At 67.9% G+C, this 23,093-nt stretch carries 24 protein-coding genes and 1 other RNA gene; 13 read left to right on the top strand and 12 right to left on the bottom strand.

Going from position 1 to position 23,093, the window contains the following annotated elements; genetic code table 11:
• Positions 1-24: 24 nt before the first annotated feature.
• Positions 25-1,356 carry a WS/DGAT/MGAT family O-acyltransferase gene (locus ACNQR1_RS16035; RefSeq protein ID WP_418050384.1) on the bottom strand — a complete coding sequence of 444 codons (1,332 nt, stop codon included), beginning with the start codon at positions 1,354-1,356 and terminating at the stop codon, positions 25-27.
• 218 nt (positions 1,357-1,574) lie between these two features.
• Between ACNQR1_RS16035 and panB the strand changes: the two genes are divergently transcribed.
• Positions 1,575-2,432: a 3-methyl-2-oxobutanoate hydroxymethyltransferase gene (gene panB, locus ACNQR1_RS16030; protein WP_418047179.1), complete on the top strand. Its 858-nt coding sequence runs from the start codon at positions 1,575-1,577 to the stop codon at positions 2,430-2,432.
• Positions 2,433-2,440: 8 nt separating this feature from the next.
• On the opposite strand, the gene ACNQR1_RS16025 is transcribed toward panB, so the two are convergent.
• Positions 2,441-2,872, bottom strand: a complete 432-nt coding sequence (locus ACNQR1_RS16025) for a MarR family winged helix-turn-helix transcriptional regulator (protein ID WP_418047178.1) — start codon at positions 2,870-2,872, stop codon at positions 2,441-2,443.
• Between the two features lie 88 nt (positions 2,873-2,960).
• On the opposite strand from ACNQR1_RS16025, the gene ACNQR1_RS16020 reads away from it, so the two are divergent.
• Positions 2,961-3,854: an oxidoreductase gene (locus ACNQR1_RS16020; protein WP_418047177.1), complete on the top strand. Its 894-nt coding sequence runs from the start codon at positions 2,961-2,963 to the stop codon at positions 3,852-3,854.
• On the opposite strand, the gene ACNQR1_RS16015 is transcribed toward ACNQR1_RS16020, so the two are convergent.
• Together ACNQR1_RS16015 and ACNQR1_RS16010 are read right to left on the bottom strand one after the other, a co-directional pair.
• Positions 3,851-4,636 carry an enoyl-CoA hydratase/isomerase family protein gene (locus ACNQR1_RS16015; protein ID WP_418047176.1) on the bottom strand — a complete coding sequence of 262 codons (786 nt, stop codon included), beginning with the start codon at positions 4,634-4,636 and terminating at the stop codon, positions 3,851-3,853. The genes ACNQR1_RS16020 and ACNQR1_RS16015 overlap by 4 nt on opposite strands.
• 10 nt (positions 4,637-4,646) lie before the next feature.
• Positions 4,647-5,345 (bottom strand): TetR/AcrR family transcriptional regulator, encoded by a 699-nt coding sequence (locus ACNQR1_RS16010; protein ID WP_418047175.1) that lies wholly within the window; start codon positions 5,343-5,345, stop codon positions 4,647-4,649.
• Between the two features lie 162 nt (positions 5,346-5,507).
• Here ACNQR1_RS16010 and ACNQR1_RS16005 point away from each other — a divergent pair, with 162 nt between their 5' ends.
• Positions 5,508-7,007, top strand: coding sequence for a CHAD domain-containing protein (locus ACNQR1_RS16005; RefSeq protein ID WP_418047174.1), 1,500 nt, complete (start codon positions 5,508-5,510; stop codon positions 7,005-7,007).
• Positions 7,008-7,028: 21 nt separating this feature from the next.
• On the opposite strand, the gene rnpB is transcribed toward ACNQR1_RS16005, so the two are convergent.
• Positions 7,029-7,422: RNase P RNA component class A (gene rnpB, locus ACNQR1_RS16000), an RNA gene on the bottom strand.
• A gap of 29 nt (positions 7,423-7,451) precedes the next feature.
• On the opposite strand from rnpB, the gene ACNQR1_RS15995 reads away from it, so the two are divergent.
• Both ACNQR1_RS15995 and ACNQR1_RS15990 read left to right on the top strand, forming a co-directional pair.
• The gene (locus ACNQR1_RS15995) at positions 7,452-7,904 is read left to right on the top strand and encodes a helix-turn-helix transcriptional regulator (RefSeq protein ID WP_418047173.1); all 453 of its coding nucleotides are present in this window, start codon (positions 7,452-7,454) and stop codon (positions 7,902-7,904) included.
• A 9-nt stretch (positions 7,905-7,913) separates the two neighbouring features.
• Positions 7,914-8,348 (top strand): VOC family protein, encoded by a 435-nt coding sequence (locus tag ACNQR1_RS15990; protein WP_418047172.1) that lies wholly within the window; start codon positions 7,914-7,916, stop codon positions 8,346-8,348.
• 31 nt (positions 8,349-8,379) lie between these two features.
• Here the strand turns inward: ACNQR1_RS15990 and ACNQR1_RS15985 are convergent, their stop codons facing one another.
• Entirely contained in the window at positions 8,380-9,930 is a 1,551-nt protein-coding gene (locus ACNQR1_RS15985; protein ID WP_418047171.1) for an FAD-dependent oxidoreductase, read from the bottom strand.
• Positions 9,931-9,978: 48 nt separating this feature from the next.
• Between ACNQR1_RS15985 and ACNQR1_RS15980 the strand changes: the two genes are divergently transcribed.
• Positions 9,979-10,560: a helix-turn-helix domain-containing protein gene (locus tag ACNQR1_RS15980; RefSeq protein WP_418047170.1), complete on the top strand. Its 582-nt coding sequence runs from the start codon at positions 9,979-9,981 to the stop codon at positions 10,558-10,560.
• Here ACNQR1_RS15980 and ACNQR1_RS15975 read toward each other — a convergent pair whose 3' ends face one another.
• The 4 genes from ACNQR1_RS15975 to cobC are packed head-to-tail and all read right to left on the bottom strand — an operon-like array spanning position 10,561 to position 14,600.
• Positions 10,561-11,670, bottom strand: a complete 1,110-nt coding sequence (locus ACNQR1_RS15975) for a bifunctional RNase H/acid phosphatase (protein WP_418047169.1) — start codon at positions 11,668-11,670, stop codon at positions 10,561-10,563. It lies immediately after the preceding gene.
• Complete coding sequence (locus ACNQR1_RS15970; protein ID WP_418047168.1) at positions 11,667-12,395, bottom strand: zinc ribbon domain-containing protein; 729 nt, start codon at positions 12,393-12,395, stop codon at positions 11,667-11,669. Before ACNQR1_RS15970 ends, ACNQR1_RS15975 begins: the two co-directional genes overlap by 4 nt.
• 52 nt (positions 12,396-12,447) lie before the next feature.
• The gene (locus tag ACNQR1_RS15965; protein ID WP_418047167.1) at positions 12,448-13,581 is read right to left on the bottom strand and encodes a Nif3-like dinuclear metal center hexameric protein; all 1,134 of its coding nucleotides are present in this window, start codon (positions 13,579-13,581) and stop codon (positions 12,448-12,450) included.
• Entirely contained in the window at positions 13,578-14,600 is a 1,023-nt protein-coding gene (cobC, locus tag ACNQR1_RS15960) for an Rv2231c family pyridoxal phosphate-dependent protein CobC (RefSeq protein WP_418047166.1), read from the bottom strand. Before cobC ends, ACNQR1_RS15965 begins: the two co-directional genes overlap by 4 nt.
• A 53-nt stretch (positions 14,601-14,653) precedes the next feature.
• On the opposite strand from cobC, the gene ACNQR1_RS15955 reads away from it, so the two are divergent.
• From ACNQR1_RS15955 to ACNQR1_RS15945, 3 genes are read left to right on the top strand one after another with little or no spacing between them, the layout of a single operon-like run.
• Positions 14,654-15,331: an HAD-IA family hydrolase gene (locus ACNQR1_RS15955; RefSeq protein WP_418047165.1), complete on the top strand. Its 678-nt coding sequence runs from the start codon at positions 14,654-14,656 to the stop codon at positions 15,329-15,331.
• Positions 15,324-15,833: a low molecular weight protein-tyrosine-phosphatase gene (locus tag ACNQR1_RS15950; protein WP_418047164.1), complete on the top strand. Its 510-nt coding sequence runs from the start codon at positions 15,324-15,326 to the stop codon at positions 15,831-15,833. The genes ACNQR1_RS15955 and ACNQR1_RS15950 overlap by 8 nt, the downstream gene beginning before the upstream one ends.
• Positions 15,833-16,663, top strand: coding sequence for an SURF1 family protein (locus ACNQR1_RS15945; protein ID WP_418047163.1), 831 nt, complete (start codon positions 15,833-15,835; stop codon positions 16,661-16,663). Before ACNQR1_RS15950 ends, ACNQR1_RS15945 begins: the two co-directional genes overlap by 1 nt.
• On the opposite strand, the gene ACNQR1_RS15940 is transcribed toward ACNQR1_RS15945, so the two are convergent.
• Positions 16,617-17,588 carry a cobalamin biosynthesis protein gene (locus tag ACNQR1_RS15940; protein WP_418047162.1) on the bottom strand — a complete coding sequence of 324 codons (972 nt, stop codon included), beginning with the start codon at positions 17,586-17,588 and terminating at the stop codon, positions 16,617-16,619. The genes ACNQR1_RS15945 and ACNQR1_RS15940 overlap by 47 nt on opposite strands.
• Before the next feature lie 35 nt (positions 17,589-17,623).
• Here ACNQR1_RS15940 and ACNQR1_RS15935 point away from each other — a divergent pair, with 35 nt between their 5' ends.
• From ACNQR1_RS15935 to ACNQR1_RS15920, 4 genes are all read left to right on the top strand, one after another.
• Positions 17,624-18,451, top strand: coding sequence for an oxygenase MpaB family protein (locus tag ACNQR1_RS15935; RefSeq protein WP_418047161.1), 828 nt, complete (start codon positions 17,624-17,626; stop codon positions 18,449-18,451).
• A gap of 14 nt (positions 18,452-18,465) precedes the next feature.
• On the top strand, positions 18,466-18,858 hold the full coding sequence (locus ACNQR1_RS15930) for a VOC family protein (RefSeq protein WP_418047160.1): 393 nt from the start codon (positions 18,466-18,468) through the stop codon (positions 18,856-18,858).
• Between the two features lie 62 nt (positions 18,859-18,920).
• A complete protein-coding gene (locus ACNQR1_RS15925) occupies positions 18,921-19,424 on the top strand; it encodes a hypothetical protein (RefSeq protein WP_418047159.1) in 504 nt (167 codons plus the stop codon).
• A gap of 365 nt (positions 19,425-19,789) precedes the next feature.
• Positions 19,790-20,563 carry a response regulator transcription factor gene (locus ACNQR1_RS15920; RefSeq protein ID WP_418047158.1) on the top strand — a complete coding sequence of 258 codons (774 nt, stop codon included), beginning with the start codon at positions 19,790-19,792 and terminating at the stop codon, positions 20,561-20,563.
• A 32-nt stretch (positions 20,564-20,595) separates the two neighbouring features.
• Here the strand turns inward: ACNQR1_RS15920 and ACNQR1_RS15915 are convergent, their stop codons facing one another.
• Positions 20,596-22,827 carry a SulP family inorganic anion transporter gene (locus ACNQR1_RS15915; protein WP_418050383.1) on the bottom strand — a complete coding sequence of 744 codons (2,232 nt, stop codon included), beginning with the start codon at positions 22,825-22,827 and terminating at the stop codon, positions 20,596-20,598.
• Positions 22,828-23,093: the final 266 nt, after the last annotated feature.

The raw sequence follows: 23,093 nt of genomic DNA, 5'->3' as shown, positions 1-23,093 counted from the left end.
GGCCTATCGCGACGCGCGGTGACACTATCGGGTAGCGGCCAGGAGTTCCTCGAGCGCGACGTGGAAGTCGTCGGCCATGTCCCACAGGTCAGGCAGCAGATCCGGGCAGGACATGATGCCGACGTCGAGCTTGCCGGTCAGCGACATCACGGTGATGTTGAGACCCGATCCGTGGAATATCGGGCCCAGCGGGTACATGGCCTTGACCTCACAGCCCAGCATGTACAGCGGTTCCTGCGGCCCTGGCACGTTGGAGATGACCAGATTGTGGACGGGTTTGGCCCCGGACAGCCGGCTGGCCGCGTACACCCGCATCGCGGCGCCGAACACCGCAGGCGCCGCGAACTGTGTCCAGTCCTGAAGCAACGTCGCACCGATCGCAGAACTGTGTTGCTTGGCAACCGAATTCGATGCCGCGATGGCCCGCAACCGCTCGGCCGGATCGTCGATGTTGGTTTCGAGCTTGGAGAACATCCCCGACACCTGATTGCGCCCCGGCCGGTCGGAACGGTCATGCACCGACACCGGCACCATCGCGACCAGGGAGCTGTCCGGCAGTTCACCGCGGTCGTGCAGGAAGGTGCGCAGCACGCCGGACACCAGCGCCATCACCACGTCGTTGACCTTGACGTCGAAGTGGTTCTTGACGGTCTTGATGTCCTCGAGGTCCAACTGGGCGAACGCGACGCTGCGCTGCCCGGTGATGTTGGTGTTGAACGCGGTCTTCGGCGCGTTGAACGGGGCCGCCATCGCCTGCCCGTTGATTGCCCGGCGCACGGTGTCGATGACCGTGCTCGCAGTGGTGGGCAGCACGTTGGCCAGCTTCAGCGGCCGCGTCACGAACCTGAGTGCACCGCTGATGGCGATCTCGGCGCCGGTTGCACCGCCCACCCCGTCGACCGGGTCCGGGGGCGGCGCGTCCGCCACGGTGGTGCACAGCTGCGACATCAGGTTGGCGCCGGTCACCCCGTCGACGCCGGAGTGGTGCACCTTCGTCATCAGCGCCACTCGGCCTCCGGCGTGGGCGTCGGTGCCCGCCACGTTCTCGATGACCCACATCTCCCACAGCGGCCGGGTCCGGTCCAGCGGAAGCGAGGCGATGTGTCCGCAGATCTCGGACAGTTCGGCCCGCCCACCGGGCCCGGGTAGGCCGATCCGGTGCAGGTGCCGGTTGACGTCAAAGTCCTTGTCTTCCACCCGCACCGGGTGGTCGAGATTGAACCGGCTGTCGGCCAGCTTTTCCCGGAATTGCGGCATCGCCTTGATTGTCAGGGTCAGCGCGTCGCGCATCCGGTCGAAGGTGTAGCCGCCGGGCATGGTCGAGGTGTCGAGTTCGAGCACCGAGCACACGTGCATGGGCTGCGCGGCGGTTTCGAGGTAGAGGAAGCTGGCGTCGAGTCCGCTGAGCCGTTGCATGCCGCTGATGTTAGGGCGCCGCACGGGAACTGTGAGGAAATCCACTCGAACGTCGCTTTTGCCTTCATTCCTCGCGGTGGCAGACTGGCAGATGTCCGACGAACCCGGGGACCGCGAGGCGGCCTCGAGGATCGAACCGACCATCACAAGGGACGACGATGTCTGAACAGTCTGTTTATGGTGCTTCCGAATCGGCTGCGGAGTCCGTGGCGCCCAAGCCGCGTACCAAGGTCCGCACGCTCACGCTGCAGAAATGGAAGTCCGAAGGCCACAAGTGGGCGATGCTCACCTGTTACGACTACTCCAGCGCGCGCGTGTTCGACGAGGCCGAGATTCCGGTGCTGCTCGTCGGCGACTCGGCGGCGAACGTCGTGTACGGCTACGACACCACCGTGCCGATCTCGATCGACGAGCTGATCCCGTTGGCCCGCGCGGTCGTCAAGGGCGCCCCGCATGCCCTGGTAGTCGCCGACCTGCCGTTCGGCAGCTATGAGTCCAGCCCGCAGCAGGCGCTGGCGACGGCCACCCGCTTCATGAAGGAGACCGGCGCGCAGGCGATCAAGCTCGAGGGCGGTGAGCGGATGGCCGATCAGATCGCGACCCTGTCGGCGGCCGGCATCCCGGTGGTGGCACACATCGGCTTCACGCCGCAGAGCGTGAACGGGCTGGGCGGTTTCCGCGTCCAGGGCCGCGGCGACGCCGCTGAGCAGACGATCCACGACGCGATCGCGGTGCAGGAAGCCGGGGCGATCGCGGTGGTGCTCGAGATGGTGCCCGCCGAGCTGGCCACCCAGATCACCGGCAAGCTGACGATCCCCACCGTCGGCATCGGCGCCGGCCCCAATTGCGATGCCCAGGTGCTGGTCTGGCAGGACATGGCCGGGCTCACCAGCGGCAAGACCGCCAAGTTCGTCAAGCGTTTCGGTGACGTTGGCGGCGAACTGCACCGTGCCGCAGCGCAGTACGCCCACGACGTGGCGACCGGGGTGTTCCCGGCCGAGGAGCACAGCTACTGATCCCGGCCTCAGGCCAGCGCGTCACCGAGTTTGGTGAGTAACCGGGTCAGCGCTGCCTTGTCCTCATCGGTGAGGCCGGCAAACATCTCGTGTGCGGCGGCGATGTAGTCGGCCCGCCAGTGCCGGGCTTGTTCGCGCCCCTCGGCGGTCGTCGTCAATCGCACTGCGCGGCGGTCGTTTTCGTCGGGTGCACGGACCACCAAGCCTTCCCGCACCAGAGCCTCGACGAGGGTCGACGCGGTGGCCTGGGTGATCCCCACAGCCCTGGCCACCTCGGCCGATCGGACCGGTTGCATCCGTTCGATCTCGGCGAGCAGCTTGGACCGCGGGGTCGACACACCACGGTCGCCGAGGCGCTCGTCGAATGCGCGGACAACGGATTTGGCGGCGCGCCCGAAAGCATCGGCCAGTTCGGCCGCGCTCCGTTGCTCGTCGTTCACAACCGTTCTCCTCTGATTCGTTGACAGAGAATATCAGCGCTCATATAGTTTGATCTCATATAGTTAGAGATCTAACGAAAGGTCCGCAATGACCTACTCGCACACCTTCTCGCTGGGATCGCGGGTCGTCCGACGCATCGGATTCGGCGCGATGCAGTTGCCCGGGCCCGGAGTGTTCGGTCCGCCGCGTGATCACGACCAGGCGGTCGCGGTGCTGCGCCGCGCGGTCGAACTCGGTGTCGACCACATCGATACCGCCCAGTTCTACGGGCCGGATGTCGCCAACGAACTGATCCGGGAGGCGCTGTACCCCTACCCGCAGAACCTGGCTCTTGTCACCAAGGTCGGAGGCAAACGCGATGCCCAGGCCAACTGGCTCCCGGCGCAACAACCCGCCGAACTGCGGCACAGCATCGAAGAGAACCTACGCACACTGGGAGTCGACCAGCTTGCCGTGGTGAACCTGCGCCTCTTCGGGACCGACATCGGAGGTCCCGCCGAGGTCGACCACGGGCTGTTCGAGCAGCAACTCGACACCCTGATCACGGCACGCGAAGAAGGCCTCATCGCCGGCATCGGGCTGAGCAGCGCCTCCCGCGAGCACGTGGAGATCGCGCTCGAGCGCACCGAGATCGCCTGCGTGCAGAACGCCTACAACCTCGCCGACCGCACCTCGCAGCCCGTGCTCGACCTGTGCCTCGAACGCGACATCGCCTTCGTCCCGTTCTTTCCGCTGGGTTCGGCCTTCGCCGTGGACAATCCGGTCCTGGGCCATCCGACGATCCGGCGAGTGGCCACCGAACTGGGACGTACGCCGGCGCAGATCGCGTTGGCCTGGACGTTGAACGTCGCGCCGAACGTGCTCCTGATCCCCGGGACGTCCTCGATCGCCCACCTCGAGGAAAACCTGGCTGTCGCGGACATCGAGCTGCCGGCCGATCTCACCATCGAACCGGCGGCCGCCGGCCCGGCGGCGGGCTAGGCGAAGTCGGGCTTGCGCTTGGCCAGGAACGCGTCGACCCCTTCGCGGCCGTCGGCGGAGTTGGCCCGCTCGGCGATGAACCGGGCTTCGGCCGCCATCTGCTCCTCGAGGCTGTTCTTGAACGAGGACACCAGCAGCGACTTGACCGCGCCGTTGGATCCGCCGGAACCCGACGCCACCTGCTCGGCCAGTTTCGTGGCCCGGGCCGCGAGTTCGTCGCCGGCGACCACCTCGGTGACCAGGCCCCAGTCCTGCGCCTCGGCGGCCGACAGCGTGCGGTTGGTCAGGATGAGTTCCTGTGCCCGACGCAGGCCGACCAGTCGCGGCAGATGGTAGGACGCGCTGCCGTCAGGGCTCAGCCCGACCTTGGTGTAGGCCATGGTGAAGGTGGCCGATTCGGCCGCCAGCACCAGGTCACCGGTCACCGCGAGGCTGAACCCGGCGCCGGCCGCGGTGCCGTTCACCGCGGTGATCAGCACGGCATCCATCCGGGCGAACGACGAGATGGCCCGGTGCAGGTCATCGGCGACGCCCTTGATGAAGCGGCCCCGGTCCGGCGCGGTGGCGAATGACTTCAGGTCGCCGCCCGCGCAGAAGAACCGGCCCGCACCGGTCAGCACCACGGCCTTGGTACCGGGCGTGTCACAGCGCCGGGCGGCGTCGGCCAATTCACGAGTCATGGTGTCGTTCATGCCATTCGCGGCGTCCGGTCGGTTCAGCGTGATCTGCGCGACGGCGCCGGACTGCTCGAACGAGATGGCTTCATAGGTGGGCTCGGTCACGGCCCGAACTCTAGCGGGCCGGGGTTCGCGGCGGTCGAAGCCCCAGCCGGGCCGCGGTGGTCTCCTCCAACGGCGCGAAATCGCCGTCGAACCCGAGGATCCGCAGTGCCCCCTCCCCGATCGCCCAGGGCTGCCCCGGCGTCCTCTCGACGTCGTCGGAACGGCTGTTGACCACCGATTCCACCAGACGGAACGGCAGATCGGCAGAATCGGGCGGGCCTGCGCACTCGCCGATCACCGCCTCTGACAGCTTTCGGTAAACCTCGCGCAGCTCGGCCCGGCGGCGGCGGAACGGTTCGAACCGGTCGGTTCGCAGCTCGGGAAGCAGGTAGAGGGCACCCAGATTCCACCGGCTCGCGCACAGCTGGTGGGCATCGGCGACCGCGAGCGTGTGCAGGTGCTGCGCAGCCGGGCCCTGGCCGTCGAGCAGCTCGGCGCCCAGGCGAAGGGCATCGTCGACGGTGCCGGCCAGCAACGCGTCGAGGATGTCGTCCTTGGTGGCGAAATGGTGGTAGAGCGAGGCCTGCCGGACCCCGACTTCATCGGCGATGCGCCGGGTGGAGGTGCTGGCGTAGCCGTGGGTGGTGAACAGCTCTGCGGCGGCGTCGAGAATCTGTTCACGGGCAGTGGTACCCGGCCGGCGTGGCCGCTCCAGCCGCGGGCGTCCGCGCCCAGCAGCAGCACTCGCCGGGGTCGTCTCAGCCGCCATGTCAGCAACAGTAGGAGACTCCGACAGACATGACCGACAGCGCCGTGGTGGCGGCGGCAAGTCTTGATGCTGCTGTGACCAGACACCGGTCGTGACACCGACCCGGATATGGCACGCTGGTCCCATCCGATCTCCCGCCTCCGGTGCACAGCGAAGGTGACTATGGCCCCCGGCAAATCCAAGACCGCGAGGTACACCGAAATCGAGCGGAAGTTCGCGGTCACCGAGAACACCGTCTCGCCGTCGTTCGAGGGGCTCTCGACCATCGCCGAGGTCGCACGCGTGGAAACCCAGCACCTGGATGCGGTGTACTTCGACACCCCGAATCGCGACCTTGCCGCGCACCGCATCACGCTGCGGCGCCGCACCGGCGGCAGCGACGCGGGCTGGCACCTGAAGCTTCCGGCCGGCGTCGACACCCGCACCGAGGTCCGGACGCCCCTGGGCACAGCAACCGACACCGTGCCAGAGGATCTGCAGGACGTCGTGCTTGCGATCGTCCGGGACCGGCCGCTGTCCCCGGTGGCCCGGATCAGCACCGAGCGCAACGTGGAGGTGCTGCGCGGAGCCGACGGCGTCGGCCTGGCCGAGTTCTGCGACGACCGGGTGACCGCATCGGTCACCGGCGAGGAAGCCGACGCGCAGAGCTGGCGGGAGTGGGAGCTGGAACTGATCACCGCCGATGTGCCCGACGACCTGATGGATCGACTGTCGAACCGGCTGGCGGATGCGGGCGCGGAACCGGCCGGGCATGGGTCCAAATTGGCCAAGGTGCTCGGCACCGATGTGGCCCCGACACCTGCTCCTCCGGCCGATCCGGTGCACCGGGCCATCGCCGAGCAGATCGAGGCGCTGATCATTTGGGACCGCGCGGTACGCGCGGACGCCTATGACTCGGTACATCAGATGCGGGTGACCACCCGCAAGATCCGGAGTCTGCTGCAGGAGTCCAAGGACGCCTTCGGCCTCGACGACGACGGCTGGGTGCTCGACGAGCTGCGGGCGCTGGCCGCGGTGCTGGGTGTGGCCCGCGATGCCGAGGTTCTGGCCGAGCGCTATCAGCGCGCGCTCGACGAAATGCCCGCCGAGCTGGTCCGCGGACCGGTTCGCCAGCGGCTGGTCGAGGGTGCCAACCGCCGCTACGCCGCGGGCTGGCGGCGCTCCCTGCTGGCGATGCGCTCGCAGCGCTATTTCCGGCTGCTGGACGCGCTCGAGGAGCTGGTGAAAGCCGAGCAGCCGGAATCCGCCGACGCCGCAACGAAATCGGTGAACATCGACGCCGCATACAAGCGGGTTCGGAAGGCCGCCAAGACCGCGGCCGCGGCCGACAGCGATGCCGAGGCCAGCGCCGAGGACAAGGACGAGGCGCTACACCGAATTCGTAAGGGCGCCAAACGGCTTCGCTACACCGCGGCGGCCACCGGAGCGGAGAAGGTTTCCGAGCGGGCCAAGAACATCCAGAGCTTGCTGGGCGACCATCAGGACAGCGTGGTGAGCAAGGCTCATCTGAGCACCCAGGCGGACGCAGCACATGCCGCGGGCGAGGACACCTTCACCTACGGGCTGCTCTATCAGCAGGAGCACGACACCGCCCAGGAGTCCCGGGCGCAGCTGCAGGATGCACTCAAGAAGTTGGACAAGGCGGTGCGCAAGGCCCACTAGGGGCCGGTTTCAGTGCTGGGGCGAACGAGTTGGCCTGTAAGCCGGATTCTGTGCCGGCCCTCCCGCTACCAGGAGGGTCAGTGGCGACCATCCATCTGGACACACCGTTGCCGGGTGCCTCAAGCGGCCTACCCGCAGGCTCGGGCGAGCAGCCCTCGGGCGCCTGCGCGACCGCAACCAGGTTGCGGCCTTCTTGGCCTTGCTTCGGGTGGGGTTTGCCTAGCCACCCCGGTCACCCGGGGTGCTGGTGCGCTCTTACCGCACCGTTTCACCCTTACCATTTCTGGCGGTCTGTTTTCTGTGGCACTTTCCCGCGAGTCACCTCGGATTGCCGTTAGCAATCACCCTGCTCTGTGAAGTCCGGACTTTCCTCGACCCCGGTTTTCACCGGTGCCGCGGCCGCCCAGCCAACTCGTTCGCGCTGATCACCGTACCCTTAATCGCATGGTCCAGGTGCCACCGGCACGATATTTGCTCCGTGCGAAGGATCTCGCGGACGCCCGTTACGCGGATCCGATCACCGTCGACGACCTGGCGGCGGCCGCCGGATTGTCTCGAGCGCACTTCAGCCGGATGTTCACCCGCACCTTCGGCGAGTCCCCGCGGGCCTACCTGCAGAGCCGGCGGCTCGAGCGGGCTGCGGCGCTGCTGCGCAACACCGACCGTTCGGTCGCCGACATCTGCGTGATGGTCGGCCTCCAGAGCGTGGGCTCGTTCACCACGAACTTCGCGCGGGTGTACGGCAAGCCCCCGGCCGCCTACCGGGCGAGCCTGCCGCCGGCCATGCTTCGCGCCCCGGTGCCCAGCTGCATCCTGGCGCGCGACACCAGGCGCCCCCACGCCGGCCGGGTCAAGACAGCACAAACGGAGAAGACGGCCGGACCGGACCGCACGTAGCGTCGGGCCATGATGAAAATCGCTTACACGCACCTGTGGGTTCACGATCAGGAAGTCGCGCTGAAGTTCTGGACCGAGAAGGTGGGAATGGAAGTGCGCGAAGATGTTTCGTTCCCCGAAGAGATGGGCGCATTCCGGTGGCTCACGGTCGGCCCGCCCGGGCAGGACGAGGTCGGCATCGTGCTGATGGCCGTGCCGGGCGAGCCCGTGATGGATGAGCAGACGCAGAAGCAGGTTCAGGATCTGACCGCAAAGGGCTTCGCCGGCACGGTGTTTCTGACCACCGAGGACTGTCAGAAGAGCTACGACGAGCTGAGCGCGCGCGGTGTCGAGTTCACCGAACCGCCGAACCAGATGCCCTACGGCATCGACTCCGGCTTCCGCGATCCGTCGGGCAACAGCATTCGGCTGACCCAGCGCACGGACATCCCCGCTACCGCTTAGCCATTGGCGTTGCGGCGGCGGGGGCCGCCCGTCACCGCCGCCGCAGCACCATCACGTTGTCGATCAGGATGCCGGGCTGCCCGTCGGGCCCCGTCGCCTCCCGCTCGTCGGTTCCCACCCGGATCCGTTCCCATTGCGCCTCATCGAGCTTCAGTGAATCGACGACGTCATCGGCACTGGGGAACGGGAACTTCCGGACATGCTCGGGCGCCCAAGGCGGCGCGGCGCCGTGATCGACGATGACCAGCAGACCGCCGTCGGCGACCGCACCGGCGGCGCGACGCAGCAGCCCGGCACGGTCCATGGCGATCGGCGATTGCAGGAACTGGGCCGAGACCAGGTCGAAGCGGCCCGACGGGAGGCTCTCGGACAGGTCGTGCCGTTCGAACGTGATGCGGTCCGCCACACCCCGTTCCTGCGCCTCGGCCGCAGCGCGGGCGAGCGCGGTGTCGGAGACGTCGACGCCGGTGACCCGCCAGCCCTGCTCGGCCAGCCAGACGGAGTCACCGCCCTCGCCACAGCCGAGATCCAGCGCCCGGCCCGCCGGCAGATCCGCGGCGATCTTGGCCAGTTGGGCGTTGACCCGTCCGCTCCAGATGCGGCCGCGCTGCCCGTAATGGCGTTCCCAGTACTGGGCCGTGACGGCCGTCTGAGCGGGCCAGGGCGGCGCGGGGAGCCCGACGTCTTCGCCGAGCAGGTGCTGGACGACGGCGGCGCCGGCCTGGCTGCCCGATGCCACCGCCGTGGCCACCTGCGGCAACTGGGCACCTAGATCCCCCGCGGCGAACAGCCCGGGCACCGAGGTGCGAGCGAACGCGTCGACGACGAGCGCATCCGCGGCGATCGGCCCCGGCGCCGAGACGGCACCGAGTTGCGCCGCCAGTGCCGAACGTTGATGCAGTGTCGCCGCGACAAGTGCCCCGCGCCGGTCCAGCCGGTTGCCGTCGGTGAACACGACGGCCGCCAGGTCGCCGTCGCGCGCGACGAAGCGGGCGATCGGACGCTCGTCGACACTGATTCCGGCCGCATCCAGCTGCTTGACCTGTGCCTCGTCCAGCCCGCTGTCCCCGTTGGTGAGGACCACCAGATCCTCGGTCCAGCCGCGCATCATCAACGCCGAGTGCACGGCCCGGTCCCCCTGGGCGATCACGGCGACCGGAGCATCGCGCATCTCCCAGCCATGGCAGAACGGGCAGTGGAAAACCGAAGCACCCCACAGCTCTTCGAGCCCGTCGATGTTCGGCCCCCGGTAGTCCATGCCGGTGGCCAGCAGCACCGTCCTGGCCTGCTCGCGGGTCCCGTCGGCCAGCTCGAGCACGAATCCCGGCTCCCCGCGCACGACTTCGCCGGTGCGCACCTCGACCGTGGGGTAGGCGGCCAATTCGGCGCGGCCCGCCGCATAGAGGCCTGCGGGTGGGCGGCCGTCGCTGCCCAGCAGCCCGCCGATGCCGTGTGCGGCCAGGTTGCTCTGATTGCCCGCGTCGACCAGCAGCACGCGCCGCCGGGCCCGGCCAAGTACCAGCGCCGCACTCAGACCGGCCGCTCCGCCACCGACGATGACGCAATCCCAGATGTTGTCCATGTCTTCGAGCTTGCCCAATCACATGGCAAAGTGCCAAGCTGTTTTGCCATGGAGGCAAACGCTGCTGAGCCGGCCGACATCGACGCCCTGGTCCGGAGCCGGCTGCGCGAGTTGCGGGCTCAACGCGGACTCACCCTGGAAGACGTCGCGCGCCGCGCGCAGATCGACGTCTCCACCCTGAGCCGGCTGGAGTCGGGCAAGCGCAGACTGGCCCTGGACCACCTGCCCCGGTTGGCGGCCGCGCTCTCGGTCACCACCGACGAGTTGCTGCGCACGCCCCAGGCCGAGGATCCCCGGGTCACCGGCAGCTCACACACTCACCACGACATCACCTACTGGCCGTTGACCCGGCAGGGGCCGGCGGCGGGATTACACGCCTACAAGATCCGGATCAGCGCCAAGCGCCGCAAGCCTCCCGCCGAATTCCCCGTCCATGAAGGGCGCGACTGGATGTACGTGCTGTCCGGACAACTGCGCCTGATCCTGGGCGAGCAGGACTTCGTCGTCAATCCCGGTGAGGCCGTGGAATTCTCGACGTGGACACCGCACTGGTTCGGCGTGGTCGACGGCCCGGTCGAGGCCATCACCATCTTCGGTCCGCACGGCGAGCAGTTACACCTGCACGCCTGACTACAGGTACGCGGTCTGGTTCACCAATCGCACCGAAGATCCTCCGTCGGCATAGAACTCGGCGATCGACAGCGATGCCAGATCCAGATGCAGCCGGTACAGGATTCCCTCACCGGCATCGAGCGCCAGCCGCAGGACCGTCTTGATCGGCGTCACATGGGAGACCACCAGGACCGTCGCCGGGCCGTACTCGGCGATGATCCGGTTGCGCGCCCGCCGGACCCGGTGAGCCACCGCATCGAAGCTCTCGCCACCGGGCGGCTCGACGCTCGTGTCCCGCAGCCAGCGCCGGTGCAGGTCCGGATCCCGTTGCGCGGCTTCGGCGAACGTCAGCCCTTCCCATTCACCGAAGTCCGTCTCGATCAGGTCGTCATCGACGCGGACGTCGACGCCGAGCGCCTTGGCCGCAGCCGCCGCAGTCTCGTACGCCCGCTCCAGCGGTGAGGTCACCACGGCAGCGACGCCGCCGCGTGCACCCAGATAGCGCGCGGCCGCGTCGGCCTGCCTGCGCCCTTCCTCGGTCAGGGCCGGGTTCCCGCGGCCCGAATACCGGCGGGCGATCGACAGTTCGGTCTGGCCGTGCCGCAGCAGCAACAGCCGGGTGGGGGCACCGGTGGCACCGGTCCACCCCGGCGCCGACAGTGCGGCCTTCTCGGCCTGCGCAGGCTCCGTGGCCGGCTCGGGCGCAGGCTGCTCACCGGCGATGCCCGCGGCCGCGTCCATGGCCTCGTTCGCCAGCCGGTCGGCATGGCTGTTGCGTTCCCGCGGGATCCAGGAGTAGCTGACCCGTTCGAAACCACCGGCCAGTTCGGCGGCCCGGCGTTGCAGCGGAACAAGATCGGGATGCTTGACCTTCCAGCGCCCCGACATCTGTTCCACGACGAGCTTGGAATCCATCGACACCGCCACCTCGACAGCGCCCAGCTCGGTGGCCGCCTCCAAACCGGCGATCAGTCCGCGGTACTCGGCGACGTTGTTGGTGGCCCGGCCGATCGCTTCCTTGCGCTCGGCCAGCACCGCATCGTGGTCGGAGTCGAGCACCACGGCGCCGTAGCCCGCCGGTCCGGGATTGCCCCGGGAACCGCCGTCGGCTTCGACGAGAACCTTCACTGCTTGATCCGCAAGAGGATCGCCCCGCATTCGGGGCAGCGCAGCACGTCGTCCTCGGCGGCCGCGGCGATCCGGGCGCTCTCGCCGCGGTCGATCTCGATCCGGCAGGCGCCGCAGCGCCGGCCCTGGAGCAGCCCGGCACCCGCACCGCCCCGGGCCCGCAGGCGTTCGTAGAGAGCGACGAGTTCAGGATCGATGACGCTCACCAGCCCGTCGCGGCGAGTTACCGCCTGGTGCTTGGCCTGGTCGATCTCCACCAGTACGGCATCGCGGGCCTGCTGTGCCGCCGACAGGGCGCTCTGCAGGTCGTCGATGCGCTGCAGCGCCTCGGCCTGCTGATTCGACAGTTCCTCGCGCCGTTCCATGAGCTCCAGCAGCGAGTCCTCCAAGCTGGATTGCCTGCGCTGCAATGTTTCCAGTTCGTGCTGGATCTCGGCGACCTGTTTGGCGCCCACCGTGCCGCCGTCGATCAGGCCGCGGTCGCGGTCCTCACGCTGACGTACCGAGTCGATTTCGCTCTCGAGCTTGGTCACCTGGGCTTCCAGGTCTTCCAGTGCGATGCCGAGGACGCCCACCCCGTCACTGGCGGCGGCGTGCTCGGCCTGCGCCTCGTCCACCTGCTTCTGCTCGGCCAGGTTCTTGGCGCGGTGCGCGATGCGCCCGAGTTCGGCATCGACCTCCGTCAGCGCGAGAAGCGAACGTTGTTGTTTTACTTCGGCTTTCATGCCCTGACTTTCATGTAGCTGTGTTTTCCTGCGTTCATTGCGTTCGCCGCGGTCAGCACTCGACGTTCCACGGATCGGTGCGAACCGACGACACCCGCACTTCCAGCGCACCACCGAACCGCCCGCGCAGCACCCCGGCCGCCTGGGCACACCAGGGGAACTCGGTGGCCCAGTGCGCCACGTCGATCAGTGCGACCGGTGAGACCCGGCGGTGCTCGTCGGCCGGGTGGTGCCGTAAATCCGATGTGACATAGGCCTGTACGCCAGCCCGGGCCACCGTCCCCAGCAGGGAGTCGCCCGCTCCCCCGCACACGGCGACCCGCGACACCATGGCATCGGGATCACCCGAGGTGCGCACCCCCCACGAGGTCGCCGGCAGTGCTGACCGCACCCGGGATGCGAAGGCCGACAACGAGATCGGGCGCTCCAGCTCGCCGATTCGGCCGATTCCCACGTCACCGGGGATCGGGGCGAGCGCGAAGATGTCGAAGGCCGGTTCTTCATAGGGATGAGCGGCGCGCAGGGCGGACAGGATCGTCGCGCGCAGCCGCGAGGGCGCGATCACCTCCACCCGGTCCTCGGCCACCTGCTCGACGGTGCCCACCTCACCGATGGCCGGGGTGGCGCCGTCGTGCGGCAGAAACTGTCCGGTTCCCGCCACTCCCCAACTGCAATGCGAATAATCGCCGATGCGCCCGGCGCCCGCGTCGAACAACGCCTCTCGCACCTTCGCCGCGTCCGTCGCGGGTACGAACACCACCCATTTGTCCAGATCGGGACCGGACGCCGCCGGTGACAGCACCGCGTCGACGGTCAGGCCCAGCGCCTCGGCCAGCGCATCGGACACGCCGGGCGAGGACGCATCGGCATTGGTGTGCGCCGTGAACAAGGCGCGGCCGGTGCGGATCAACCGGTGGATCAACGCGCCCTTGGCGGTGTCGGCCGCGACGGTGTCCACACCGCGCAGCAGCAGCGGGTGATGCGCCAGCAGCAGCCCGCGTTCGGGTACCTCGTCGACCACAGCCTCGGTCGGGTCGACCGCGATCGTGACCGATTCGACCGCCTCGTCGGGATCGCCGCACACCAGCCCCACCGAGTCCCAGTCGTGGGCCAGCTGCGGCGGGTACGCCGCGTCCAACGCGGCGATCACGTCGGTCAATGGCACCCCGACCGGTCGCGCGGTCATCGCAGCACCTCCGTCATGGCGTCGATCAGTGCGGGCCATTCCGGCCGCACCGCGGCGCGCAGGTAATTCTCCGGCAGGCCCACGAAAGTATCGCAACGGCGTACCGCAATGCTTTTGCTTTCCAGATGTTTTCGCATCAGCTCCGCATCGGGGACCGTGAACAGCACAAATGGCGCGTCGCCGGCCACCACGTCCAGTCCGAGCTCGTCGAGCCCGGCGACCATCGCAGCCCGGAGTTCGGCGAGGCGGCGGGCCCGGGCTGCGGCCTCGGCCACCGCCTCGGGACTGCCGGCCGCAGCGATCGCCTCCAGCTGCAGTGTGCCCAGCGGCCAGTGTGGGCGGGGCGCGGTGAGCCGGGCCAGTACGTCCGGGGCGCCGAGGGCATATCCGACCCGCAGCCCGGCCAGTGCCCACGTCTTGGTGAGGCTACGCAGCACCAGTACGTCGGGCAGCGATTCTCCGGCCAGTGTCTCGGCCTCACCGGGGATGGCGTCGGCGAACGCTTCGTCGACGACGATCAGTCGGCCCGGCCGGCGCAACGCCAGGATGTCCTCGCGGCGGTGCAGCACCCCGGTGGGATTGGTCGGGTTGCCGACCACCACCAGGTCGGCCTCGTCCGGCACCGCGATACCGCTCAGGGTGAACGGTGCGGGCAACACCACGTGGTGGATCGGTACCCCGGCCTCAGCCAGGACCGCTTCGGGTTCGGTGAACGACGGGGCGATCAGCGCGGCCAGCTGCGGCCGCAACCCCGCGAGCAGGGCGAATCCCTCGGCTCCACCGGCCAGCAGGGCCACCTCGTCGGCAGCGCGGCGGTGGCGCGTGGCGACCGCGTCGACGGCCCGGCGCTGATCGGGTTCGCTCGGGTAGCTGCCCAGGTCGGGCAGCCGGGATGCCAACCGGTCGGTCAACCAGACCGGCGGACCGCCGGGCCGCACGTTGACGGCGAAGTCCAGCATGCCCGGCAATGCGGCCTGGTCGCCGTGGTAGCGGGCGCCTGCGCGGGGTGGGTTTGGCACAGCACGACACTAGTGGTCGGAGGGCTGCTCGCGGCATACGGGAGAATGGGCACGTGACTGACACGCTGGAACTCACCCGACCGCAGCTGGTGCTGTTCGATCTGGACGGCACGCTGACCGATTCGGCGGCCGGGATCGTGTCGAGTTTCCGCCATGCCCTGGCCCAGGTCGGTGCCGGCGTCCCGGAGGGTGACCTGGCGGGACGCATCGTCGGCCCGCCCATGCACGAGACGTTGCAGGCCCTGAGTGCCGGCGAGACGAGCTTCGACGCCGATGCGGCGATCGCGGCCTACCGCGCCGATTACACAAGCCGCGGCTGGTCGATGAACAGCCTGTTCGACGGTGTCGATGCGCTGCTCGCCGACCTGAAGCAGGCCGGGGTGCGGCTGGCCGTCGCGACCTCGAAGGCGGAGCCCACCGCGCGGCGCATCCTGGAGCATTTCGGCCTGGACGGCTATTTCGAGGTGATCGCCGGGGCCAGCCCCGACGGCGTGCGGGCAGCCAAGGCCGACGTGGTCGCCTACGCCCTGGCCCAGCTGCACCCCCTGCCGCAGCGCGTCCTGATGGTCGGTGACCGGATGCACGATGTGGAGGGCGCGGCCGAGCACGGCATCGACACCGTCGTGGTCGGCTGGGGCTACGGCGCCACGGACTTCGCCGGCCCGACCGCCGTGACCGCGCACGCCCACGTCGACACCGTCGCGGCGCTTCGGGAGGTGCTCGGTGTCTGAGGTTTCCACTGAGCCGGTTCTGCACGTCACCTTCGTGTGTTCGGGCAACATCTGCCGCTCCCCCATGGCCGAGAAGATGTTCGCCCACCAGATCAGCGAACGCGGCCTGGCCGATGTGGTTCGGGTGAGCAGCGGCGGGACCGGCGGCTGGCATGCCGGTGATGGCGCCGACGAGCGTGCCTGCCTGGTTCTGGGCGAGCGCGGTTATCCCAGCGATCACGTCGCCGCCCAGATTTCTGACGACCATCTCGGTGCCGACATGGTGGTCGCGCTGGGTCGCAACCACCTGCGCATCCTGACCGATCTGGGGGTTCCGGGCGACCGGCTGCGGATGCTGCGGTCGTTCGACCCGCGCTGGGGCGCGCATGCTCGCGATGTGGAGGATCCCTACTACGGCGCCAAGGCCGATTTCGAGGATGTGTTCACCGTGATCGAGGCGTCCCTGCCCGGGCTGCACACCTGGGTCGATCAGGCTCTGACAGCCCGGGGAATCGTGGCCTGATGAAGCGGCTGACGTTCCTGCTGCGGCCCCAGTGGATCGCGCTGTTCATCGTGGTGGCGGCATTCGCGTACTTGTGTTTCACCGTGCTGGCGCCGTGGCAGTTGGGCAAGAACACCAAGACCTCGCGGGAGAACAACCAGATCAGCCATTCGCTGCAGGCTGATCCGGTTCCGGTCACCACCCTTCTGCCGCACCAGGATTCGGTCGCACCCGACTCGCAGTGGCAGCGGGTCACCGCTGCCGGCCACTACCTGCCCAAGGCTGAGGTGCTGGTCCGGCTGCGGGTGGTCGACGGCGAACCGGCCTTCGAGGTGCTCACCCCGTTCGCCGTCGACGGCGGGCCGGTGGTGCTGGTCGATCGCGGCTTCATCACCCCCATCGACGGCAACAAGGTGCCCGAGTTCGCGGCCGCACCGACGGGCCAGGTGACGATCACAGCGCGGCTGCGTGATGCGGAAGCCCGTGTCGTGGGCAAGGAGCCGTTCCGCGGCGAGGATGGCGCGCAGCAGGTGTATTCGATCAACACCCAGCAGATCTCCTCGATCACCGGGGTTCCATTGGCCGGGTCGTATCTGCAGTTGGTGGCCGACCAGCCCGGCGGGCTCGGGGAGATCTCGCTTCCCCACCTCGATGCCGGGCCGTTCCTGTCCTACGGCATCCAGTGGATCGCGTTCGGGATCGTCGCCCCGTTGGGACTGGGCTACTTCGTCTACGCCGAGGTACAGCAACGCCGGCGCGAACGAGCCGCCGCGCAGAAGGCCTCCGACGAGCCGGCCCGGGAGCTCACCAGCGAGGAAAAGCTCGCCGACCGCTACGGAAAGCGCCGCTGAGCGCCAGCAGCACCGCCACCGCGGCCGCGGATGCCTGCACCGCGCGGGAGAGCCGCACCGCGCGGGCCACGTCGGCCACCGCGGGGATGCGCCCGTCACCGAGGGTGGGCCGGATCTCCAGCTGATGCGCGTACTGCGTCGGGCCGCCCAGCCGCACCCCGAGCGCCCCGGCGAAGGATGCCTCGGCGACTCCGGCATTGGGGCTGGGGTGACGGGAGGCGTCGCGCTGCCAGGCACGCAACGCCGCGGCCGGTGACCCGCCCACCACCGGCGCACACAGCACCGCCAGCACGCCGGTCAGCCGGGCCGGCAGATAGTTCAGTACATCGTCGAATCTGGCTGCAGCCCAACCGAAGTAGTTGTACCTCGACGAGCGGTGCCCGATCATGGCGTCCAGCGTGTTGGCCCCCCGGTACACCAGCACCCCGGGTACCCCACCGATCGCCGCCCAGAACAGCGGTGCGACCTGGGCGTCAGAGGTGTTCTCGGCCAGCGACTCCACGGTGGCCCGGGTCAGGCCCGGGGCATCCAGCGCGGCGGGATCCCGCCCGCACAGGGAGGGCAGCAGCCGTCGGGCACCGGGCACGTCGTCGGCGGTGAGCAGCCTCGACATCTGACGCCCGACGCGGTTGAGCGATGTACCGCCGAGCGCGACGTAGGTGGCCGCCGCCGTCGCCCAGATCCGGTCGCCGCGGCCCGCGGCCCAGCCCAGCCCGGCCAGCCCGCCCAGCAACAGCCCGGTATGCAGGACACCTGCCCCGCGGTTGTCGGAGTAGGTCAGCTTTTCCAACCGTGCTGCGCCAGTGCCGAACCCGGCCACCGGATGTCCGCGGCGCGGATCAGCCAGCAGCAGGTCGGCCAGGAATCCCAGGGCGATCCCGGCGGCCCGGCCCCGCCGGACCGGTCGGCTTCTGCGCGCAAACACCCCGGCAGCGTCTCACAAGTGATCTACTCGAATTCATGAGGCTGGGTCCGCCACGTCGTCCGCGACGGGTCACCGATCTGCTCAACCCGGCGGCGGCGTTGCTGCCCGCGGCCAACGTGATCATGCAGTTGTCCGCGCCGGGTGTCGGTTACGGCGTCCTGGAGAGCCCGGTGGACAGCGGCAACGTCTACAAGCATCCGTTCAAACGGGCCCGCACCACCGGCACCTACCTTGCGGCAGCCACCATGGGCACCGACGCCGACCGGGCGCTGCTGCGCGCCCAGATCGACAGAGTGCATGCGCTGGTTCGTTCACGGGAGTCAAGCCCGGTGTCCTACAACGCTTTCGACCCGCGTCTGCAGCTGTGGGTGGCAGCTTGCCTCTACCGCTATTACGTCGACATGCACGAGTTCCTCTACGGGCCGCTCGACGAGGAATCCGCCGACGCGGTCTATGCCGACGCCCGCGCACTTGGCACCACTCTGCAGGTGCGCGAAGAGATGTGGCCCGAGGATCGCGACGCGTTCGACGCGTATTGGAAGCAGTCGCTGCAGGACCTGCGGATCGACCCGCCGGTGCGTGAGCACCTGCACGGGGTCGCCGCGATGGCGTTCCTGCCCGCGCCGATACGCCTGCTGGCCGGGCGGTTCAACCTGTTCGCCACCACCGGGTTCCTGCCTGCGGAGTTCCGGGGTCACATGCGGATGAACTGGACTGCCGATCAACAAAGGCGTTTCGAACGCTTGTTGACCGGGCTGCGGGTGGCGGATCGCGTGATCCCGCGCGAATTGTGGTTGCTGGGCTACCAGCTTTACCTGTGGGACATGCGGATCCGTGACCGCTTCGGCAAACGAGTGGTCTGAAAGAGGAGGCGAAGATGACGTTTCCAGCGCTGGCTCATGTGGCGGTCACCGTCCGCGACCTGGCGGTCAGCGGCCCGTGGTACCGCACGCTGTTCGGCGCCGATCCGGTGCTCGACGAGGACACCGACGCCGGCTTTCATCACCTGGTGTGGCTGCTGGAGGGCGGCACGCTGTTCGGCATCCATCAACACCGGAGTCCCGCGCCCGACGAGCGTTTCAGCGAGTTCCGGGTGGGTCTGGACCATGTCGGTTTCGGCTGCGCCTCACGTGCGGACCTGCAGGCCTGGGTGGAGCGGCTCGACGGGCTGGGCATCGCCCACGGCGGGATCGTCGACGCGCCGTACGGGTCTGGGCTGAGCTTCCGCGATCCCGACGGCATCGCCCTGGAGTTCTTCGCCGGGAACTGAACTCTGGTGGTACCGCAGGGTATCGCGGGCCCGCGCGGATATGATCCGACGCGGAGGTCCCTTTGAAAGACGCCATTGTCCTGGTTGCCGTTTCGCTGGCAATCGGATTCGCGCTCGGCGGCCTGCAGTCATCCGGCCCGCCGGCCGCCCCGCCTGAGCCACCGGCTCCGCCGCTGCCTCGGCCGGGCGTCTACATCGTCACCGAAGTCGCAGGCAATGCCGCGCCGCACCCCTATGACTGGACCCTGACCGGCTGCGGGCCCCGATGCCTGCGCGTGCACTCACCCGCGCCGGAGGGCGCGTGGCAGCTGGACCTGTCGTGGGACTCGGCCGCCGATCGGCACAAGGGCGCCTGGGTCGGTGAGCGCGTCAACCCCGGCATGCAGTGCAAGCCCGGCAGCCCGCAGCAGAAGACGGGTCCGGTTGCGTTCAAGTACGTCGTCAGGCGCGATCTCACGGGGTTCGTCAACATGAAGTTCTCCCGGGACAGCCCGTCGTGCTCGGGTGACACCGCCATGCGCGGCCAGCGACTCGAGCTGAAGCGCGCCAAGCCGGTGTGGTCCTAGATTCGAAATTCGGTAGGGCCCTTGTCTGCGGTACATCAGGCAGAGCATTTATCGCATCAATATTCGTCCCTGGCAGCCGGCAATGGCGATCAGGTTTCGTGTGAACTATTTCGAGTGCAGATGGGCCATCGGCACCAGCGGGCAGGATCCAGGCACCGCCGAGCGGTGTCGGATGTCTCTTTTTGTGTTGTGGCCGAGCATCTTTGAGCTCACAAGCCCGGATCCCACCCGCAGCCACGCCCGATTGACACCGCACCTCTCAGGCGCAAAGTATTTCGATATCAAGATTTTTACATGAGAAGTATTCGAATATGAATTTGGCATGAACCGTGTGACAGTAATCTATGCCTCCGGACAATGGTGTTATGGCAGCGATGTCAGTGTCTCCACGTGGACAAGCTCCCCGGCAGGCGATGCTCGGTCAACTACCCCGGATGCATCGTGCTGACGGGTCACCGATCCGGGTGTTGCTGGTCGACGACGAGCCGGCCCTGACCAATCTGGTGACGATGGCACTGCGGTACGAGGGCTGGAACGTCGACGTCGCCCACAACGGCAGCGACGCAATGGCCATGTTCACCGACACCGAGCCGGATGTTGTCGTGCTGGACATCATGCTGCCCGACGTCGACGGGTTGCAGATCTTGCAACAAGTGCGGGCGGCCGAGACGTATACCCCAACCTTGTTTCTCACCGCGCGTGATTCGGTGGTGGATCGGGTATCGGGGTTGACCGCCGGCGCCGACGATTACATGACCAAGCCGTTCAGCCTGGATGAGCTCGTCGCTCGGCTACGGAGTTTGCTGCGCCGGTCCAGCCATATTGCACCTCCGGTCGATGAGGTGCTGCGGGTCGGCGACATCGTGCTCGACGGAGCCAGCCACGAGGTGACCCGCGGCGGTACACCGTTGACGCTGACCGTGACCGAGTTCGAGTTGCTCCGGTATCTGATGCGTAATCCGCGGCGGGCTCTCAGTCGCGCGGAGATACTCGATCAGGTGTGGAACTACGGTTTCGGCGGCAAATCGGGCATTGTCGACCTCTACATCTCGTACCTGCGCCGGAAGGTCGACGCGGGCCACCAGCCGATGATCCACACCGTGCGCGGAGTCGGATACATGCTGCGCCCCACGGAATGACGAGGGCACGACACGACGATCCGGGATACGCACTACGACCGGGCGCGGCCCAGCTCGATTGTGCTCACCTCGGTCGGCGTCACTTGTAGCACCGCCGCGCTGGGGATGTCATAGAACAGCCCGAGAATGTCGAGCCGTCCCTGCTGATAACGCTCGCGCAACAACGGATGCTCGGTCAGCGTCTGCACCTGCAGCGCCACGTTCACCATACTCAGCTGATCAACGGTGTCGAAGCCTTCGGCGGCTGCCGACTGCGCGATCGGATGGCAACCACCGTCGAAGGCGGCCAGCGTCGGCCACGCATACTCCAGCCAGGTGTCCAGCACTTCGTCACCAGTGGATTGGCCTGGGCCATCGCGCAATACCGCGTTCATGGCACCACAGCTGGAATGTCCGCACACCACGATCGACGACACGTCGAGGGTCTTCACCGCGAATGCGATCGCAGCGTCCGTCGACACGTCCTGCCGACCGGTGGGGATGAAGTTACCTACGTTGCGGACTGTGAACAGGTCGCCAGGTCCACTGCTGGTGATCACGTTGGGCACGATCCGCGAATCGGCACATGTGATGAACAGCGTCTCGGGACGCTGGGCGTGCTCCAACTCCTTCATGTGCGACCGGATGTAGGGCGCGGTGCGGCGGTGGTAGACCGACAGCCCGTGCAGGACCGACGGCCGCAGCCGCGGTTGCCAGGAGCTCCAGGGCACCACGCCGGCGCGTTTGTCGATTGGGGTGAAGCCGCGCATCGGCGGGCCGGCAACGGCACTGTCCATCTCGACCGCGCCGACGTCGTGGATGTCAACGCTGCCGCCCGACGCGACCTGCTGACGCTGCCAGCTGTCGATGGTCTCGTAACCGGCATGGTCGATGAAGTCAATCGACAACTCGACGGTGACATGCGACGCCTCCGGCACCGACGCCAGCACGCTGTTGAGTCTTGGGAGCGACAGGAACGTCACCGAACCGTCGATGACGACGCGCCACTCACCGTCGCCGGCGGGATCGGCAGTGATCTTGACTCGCACGACCCGCCAGACGGTCAGCGAAATGGCAAGCGCCAGTCCGATCAGTACGCCCTCGAGCAGGTTGAGGAACACCACACCGACGATCGTGACGACGTAGACCGCAAGGTCGCCGGTGCGCCACGCTGTTTTGATGTGGGCCCATTTGACCAGTTGTATGCCGATCACGATGAGTAGGCCGGCCAGGGCCGACGTCGGTATCAACTTGGCCAGACCCGCGAACGGTACCGCGAACGCCAGCACCCACACGCCGTGCAGGATCGCCGACGCGCGGGTCTGGGCACCGGCGGCGACGTTGGTGGAGCTGCGGACGATCACACCGGTCACCGGCAGGCCGCCGATGGAGCCCGACGCTATGTTGGCCACACCCTGACCGATCAGCTCGCGGTCGAAATTGGTGCGCGGTGCGCGGCTTTGCATGCGGTCTACCGACACGGCGGACAACAGGCTTTCGACGCTGGCGATCAGCGCCACCGTCAGCACGCCCGTGGCGAACGCGCCCCAATTGCCATCGGGCAGGTTCGGTAGTTGCAGGGCGTCGACCAGCGAGCCGTCGATCTTGATCCGCGATACGTCGAATGGTGCGGCGAGCGAGAGCACTGTCACGCCGAGGATCGCCACGAGCGGACCAGGTACCGCCTTCACCCGCGCGGGCATCCAGCGCCATGCGACGAGTATCCCGATGACGAGCAAGCCGAGGAACGCACCGGGCCCGTTCGCATCGAGCACCTGCCCGGGGAGTCCGGTGACGTTGCGCCAGGCGGAGCTTGCGGAGTCACCGCCGAGCAGCACGTGAGTCTGCTGCAACGCGATCGTGACGCCGATGCCGGCAAGCATCGCGTGTACGACGACCGGTGAAATCGCCAGCGCCGCGCGGGCAATTCGGCTGAGCCCCAGCAAGACCTGGAGTACGCCTGCACAGATGGTGATCGCGCAGGTAACAGCCCAACCGAACTCGGCGACGAGCCCGGCGACGATGACCGTCAACCCGGCGGCAGGTCCACTCACCTGCAGCGGTGAGCCACCCAGAATGCCCACCACGATGCCGCCGACGATCGCGGCGATGATTCCGGCGAGCACCGGTGCATCGGAGGCAACGGCGATACCCAACGACAACGGCAGCGCGACGAGGAAGACGACGAGCGACGCCGGCAGGTCATAGCGCAGCAGTGAGTGCAGACGCGACTGCTCCGATGGGCCAACGGGCTCACCGGAGGGCCGCTGAGTGGCCGGCGTCAGTCGCTGCGAAATGGCAGGCTCCTTCGGTCAATGGTCGGAGCCGAATCAGACCCGAAACCGAACCCAAAAGAAAGATGTGCAATATTCACGAACGAATTCACTCGCGGGTAGGCGATGAGCGCTTACCCGTTTTCCACTACCAGGCTATTAATCGTCAGAAAGTGGCGTCAAGCAATGCGGAGCGACGCATAGCGAACCCAAATATTTGCCCTTCGAATGCAGTTCGACGCGTCATTCAACGTATCGCGAGCTGCGCACATTAGGAG

It is taken from the genome of Mycobacterium sp. 48b (genome assembly GCF_048282725.1).
In the GTDB taxonomy this organism is placed as follows: Bacteria; Actinomycetota; Actinomycetes; order Mycobacteriales; family Mycobacteriaceae; genus Mycobacterium.
This window is presented reverse-complemented; position numbering and strand designations above follow the sequence as displayed.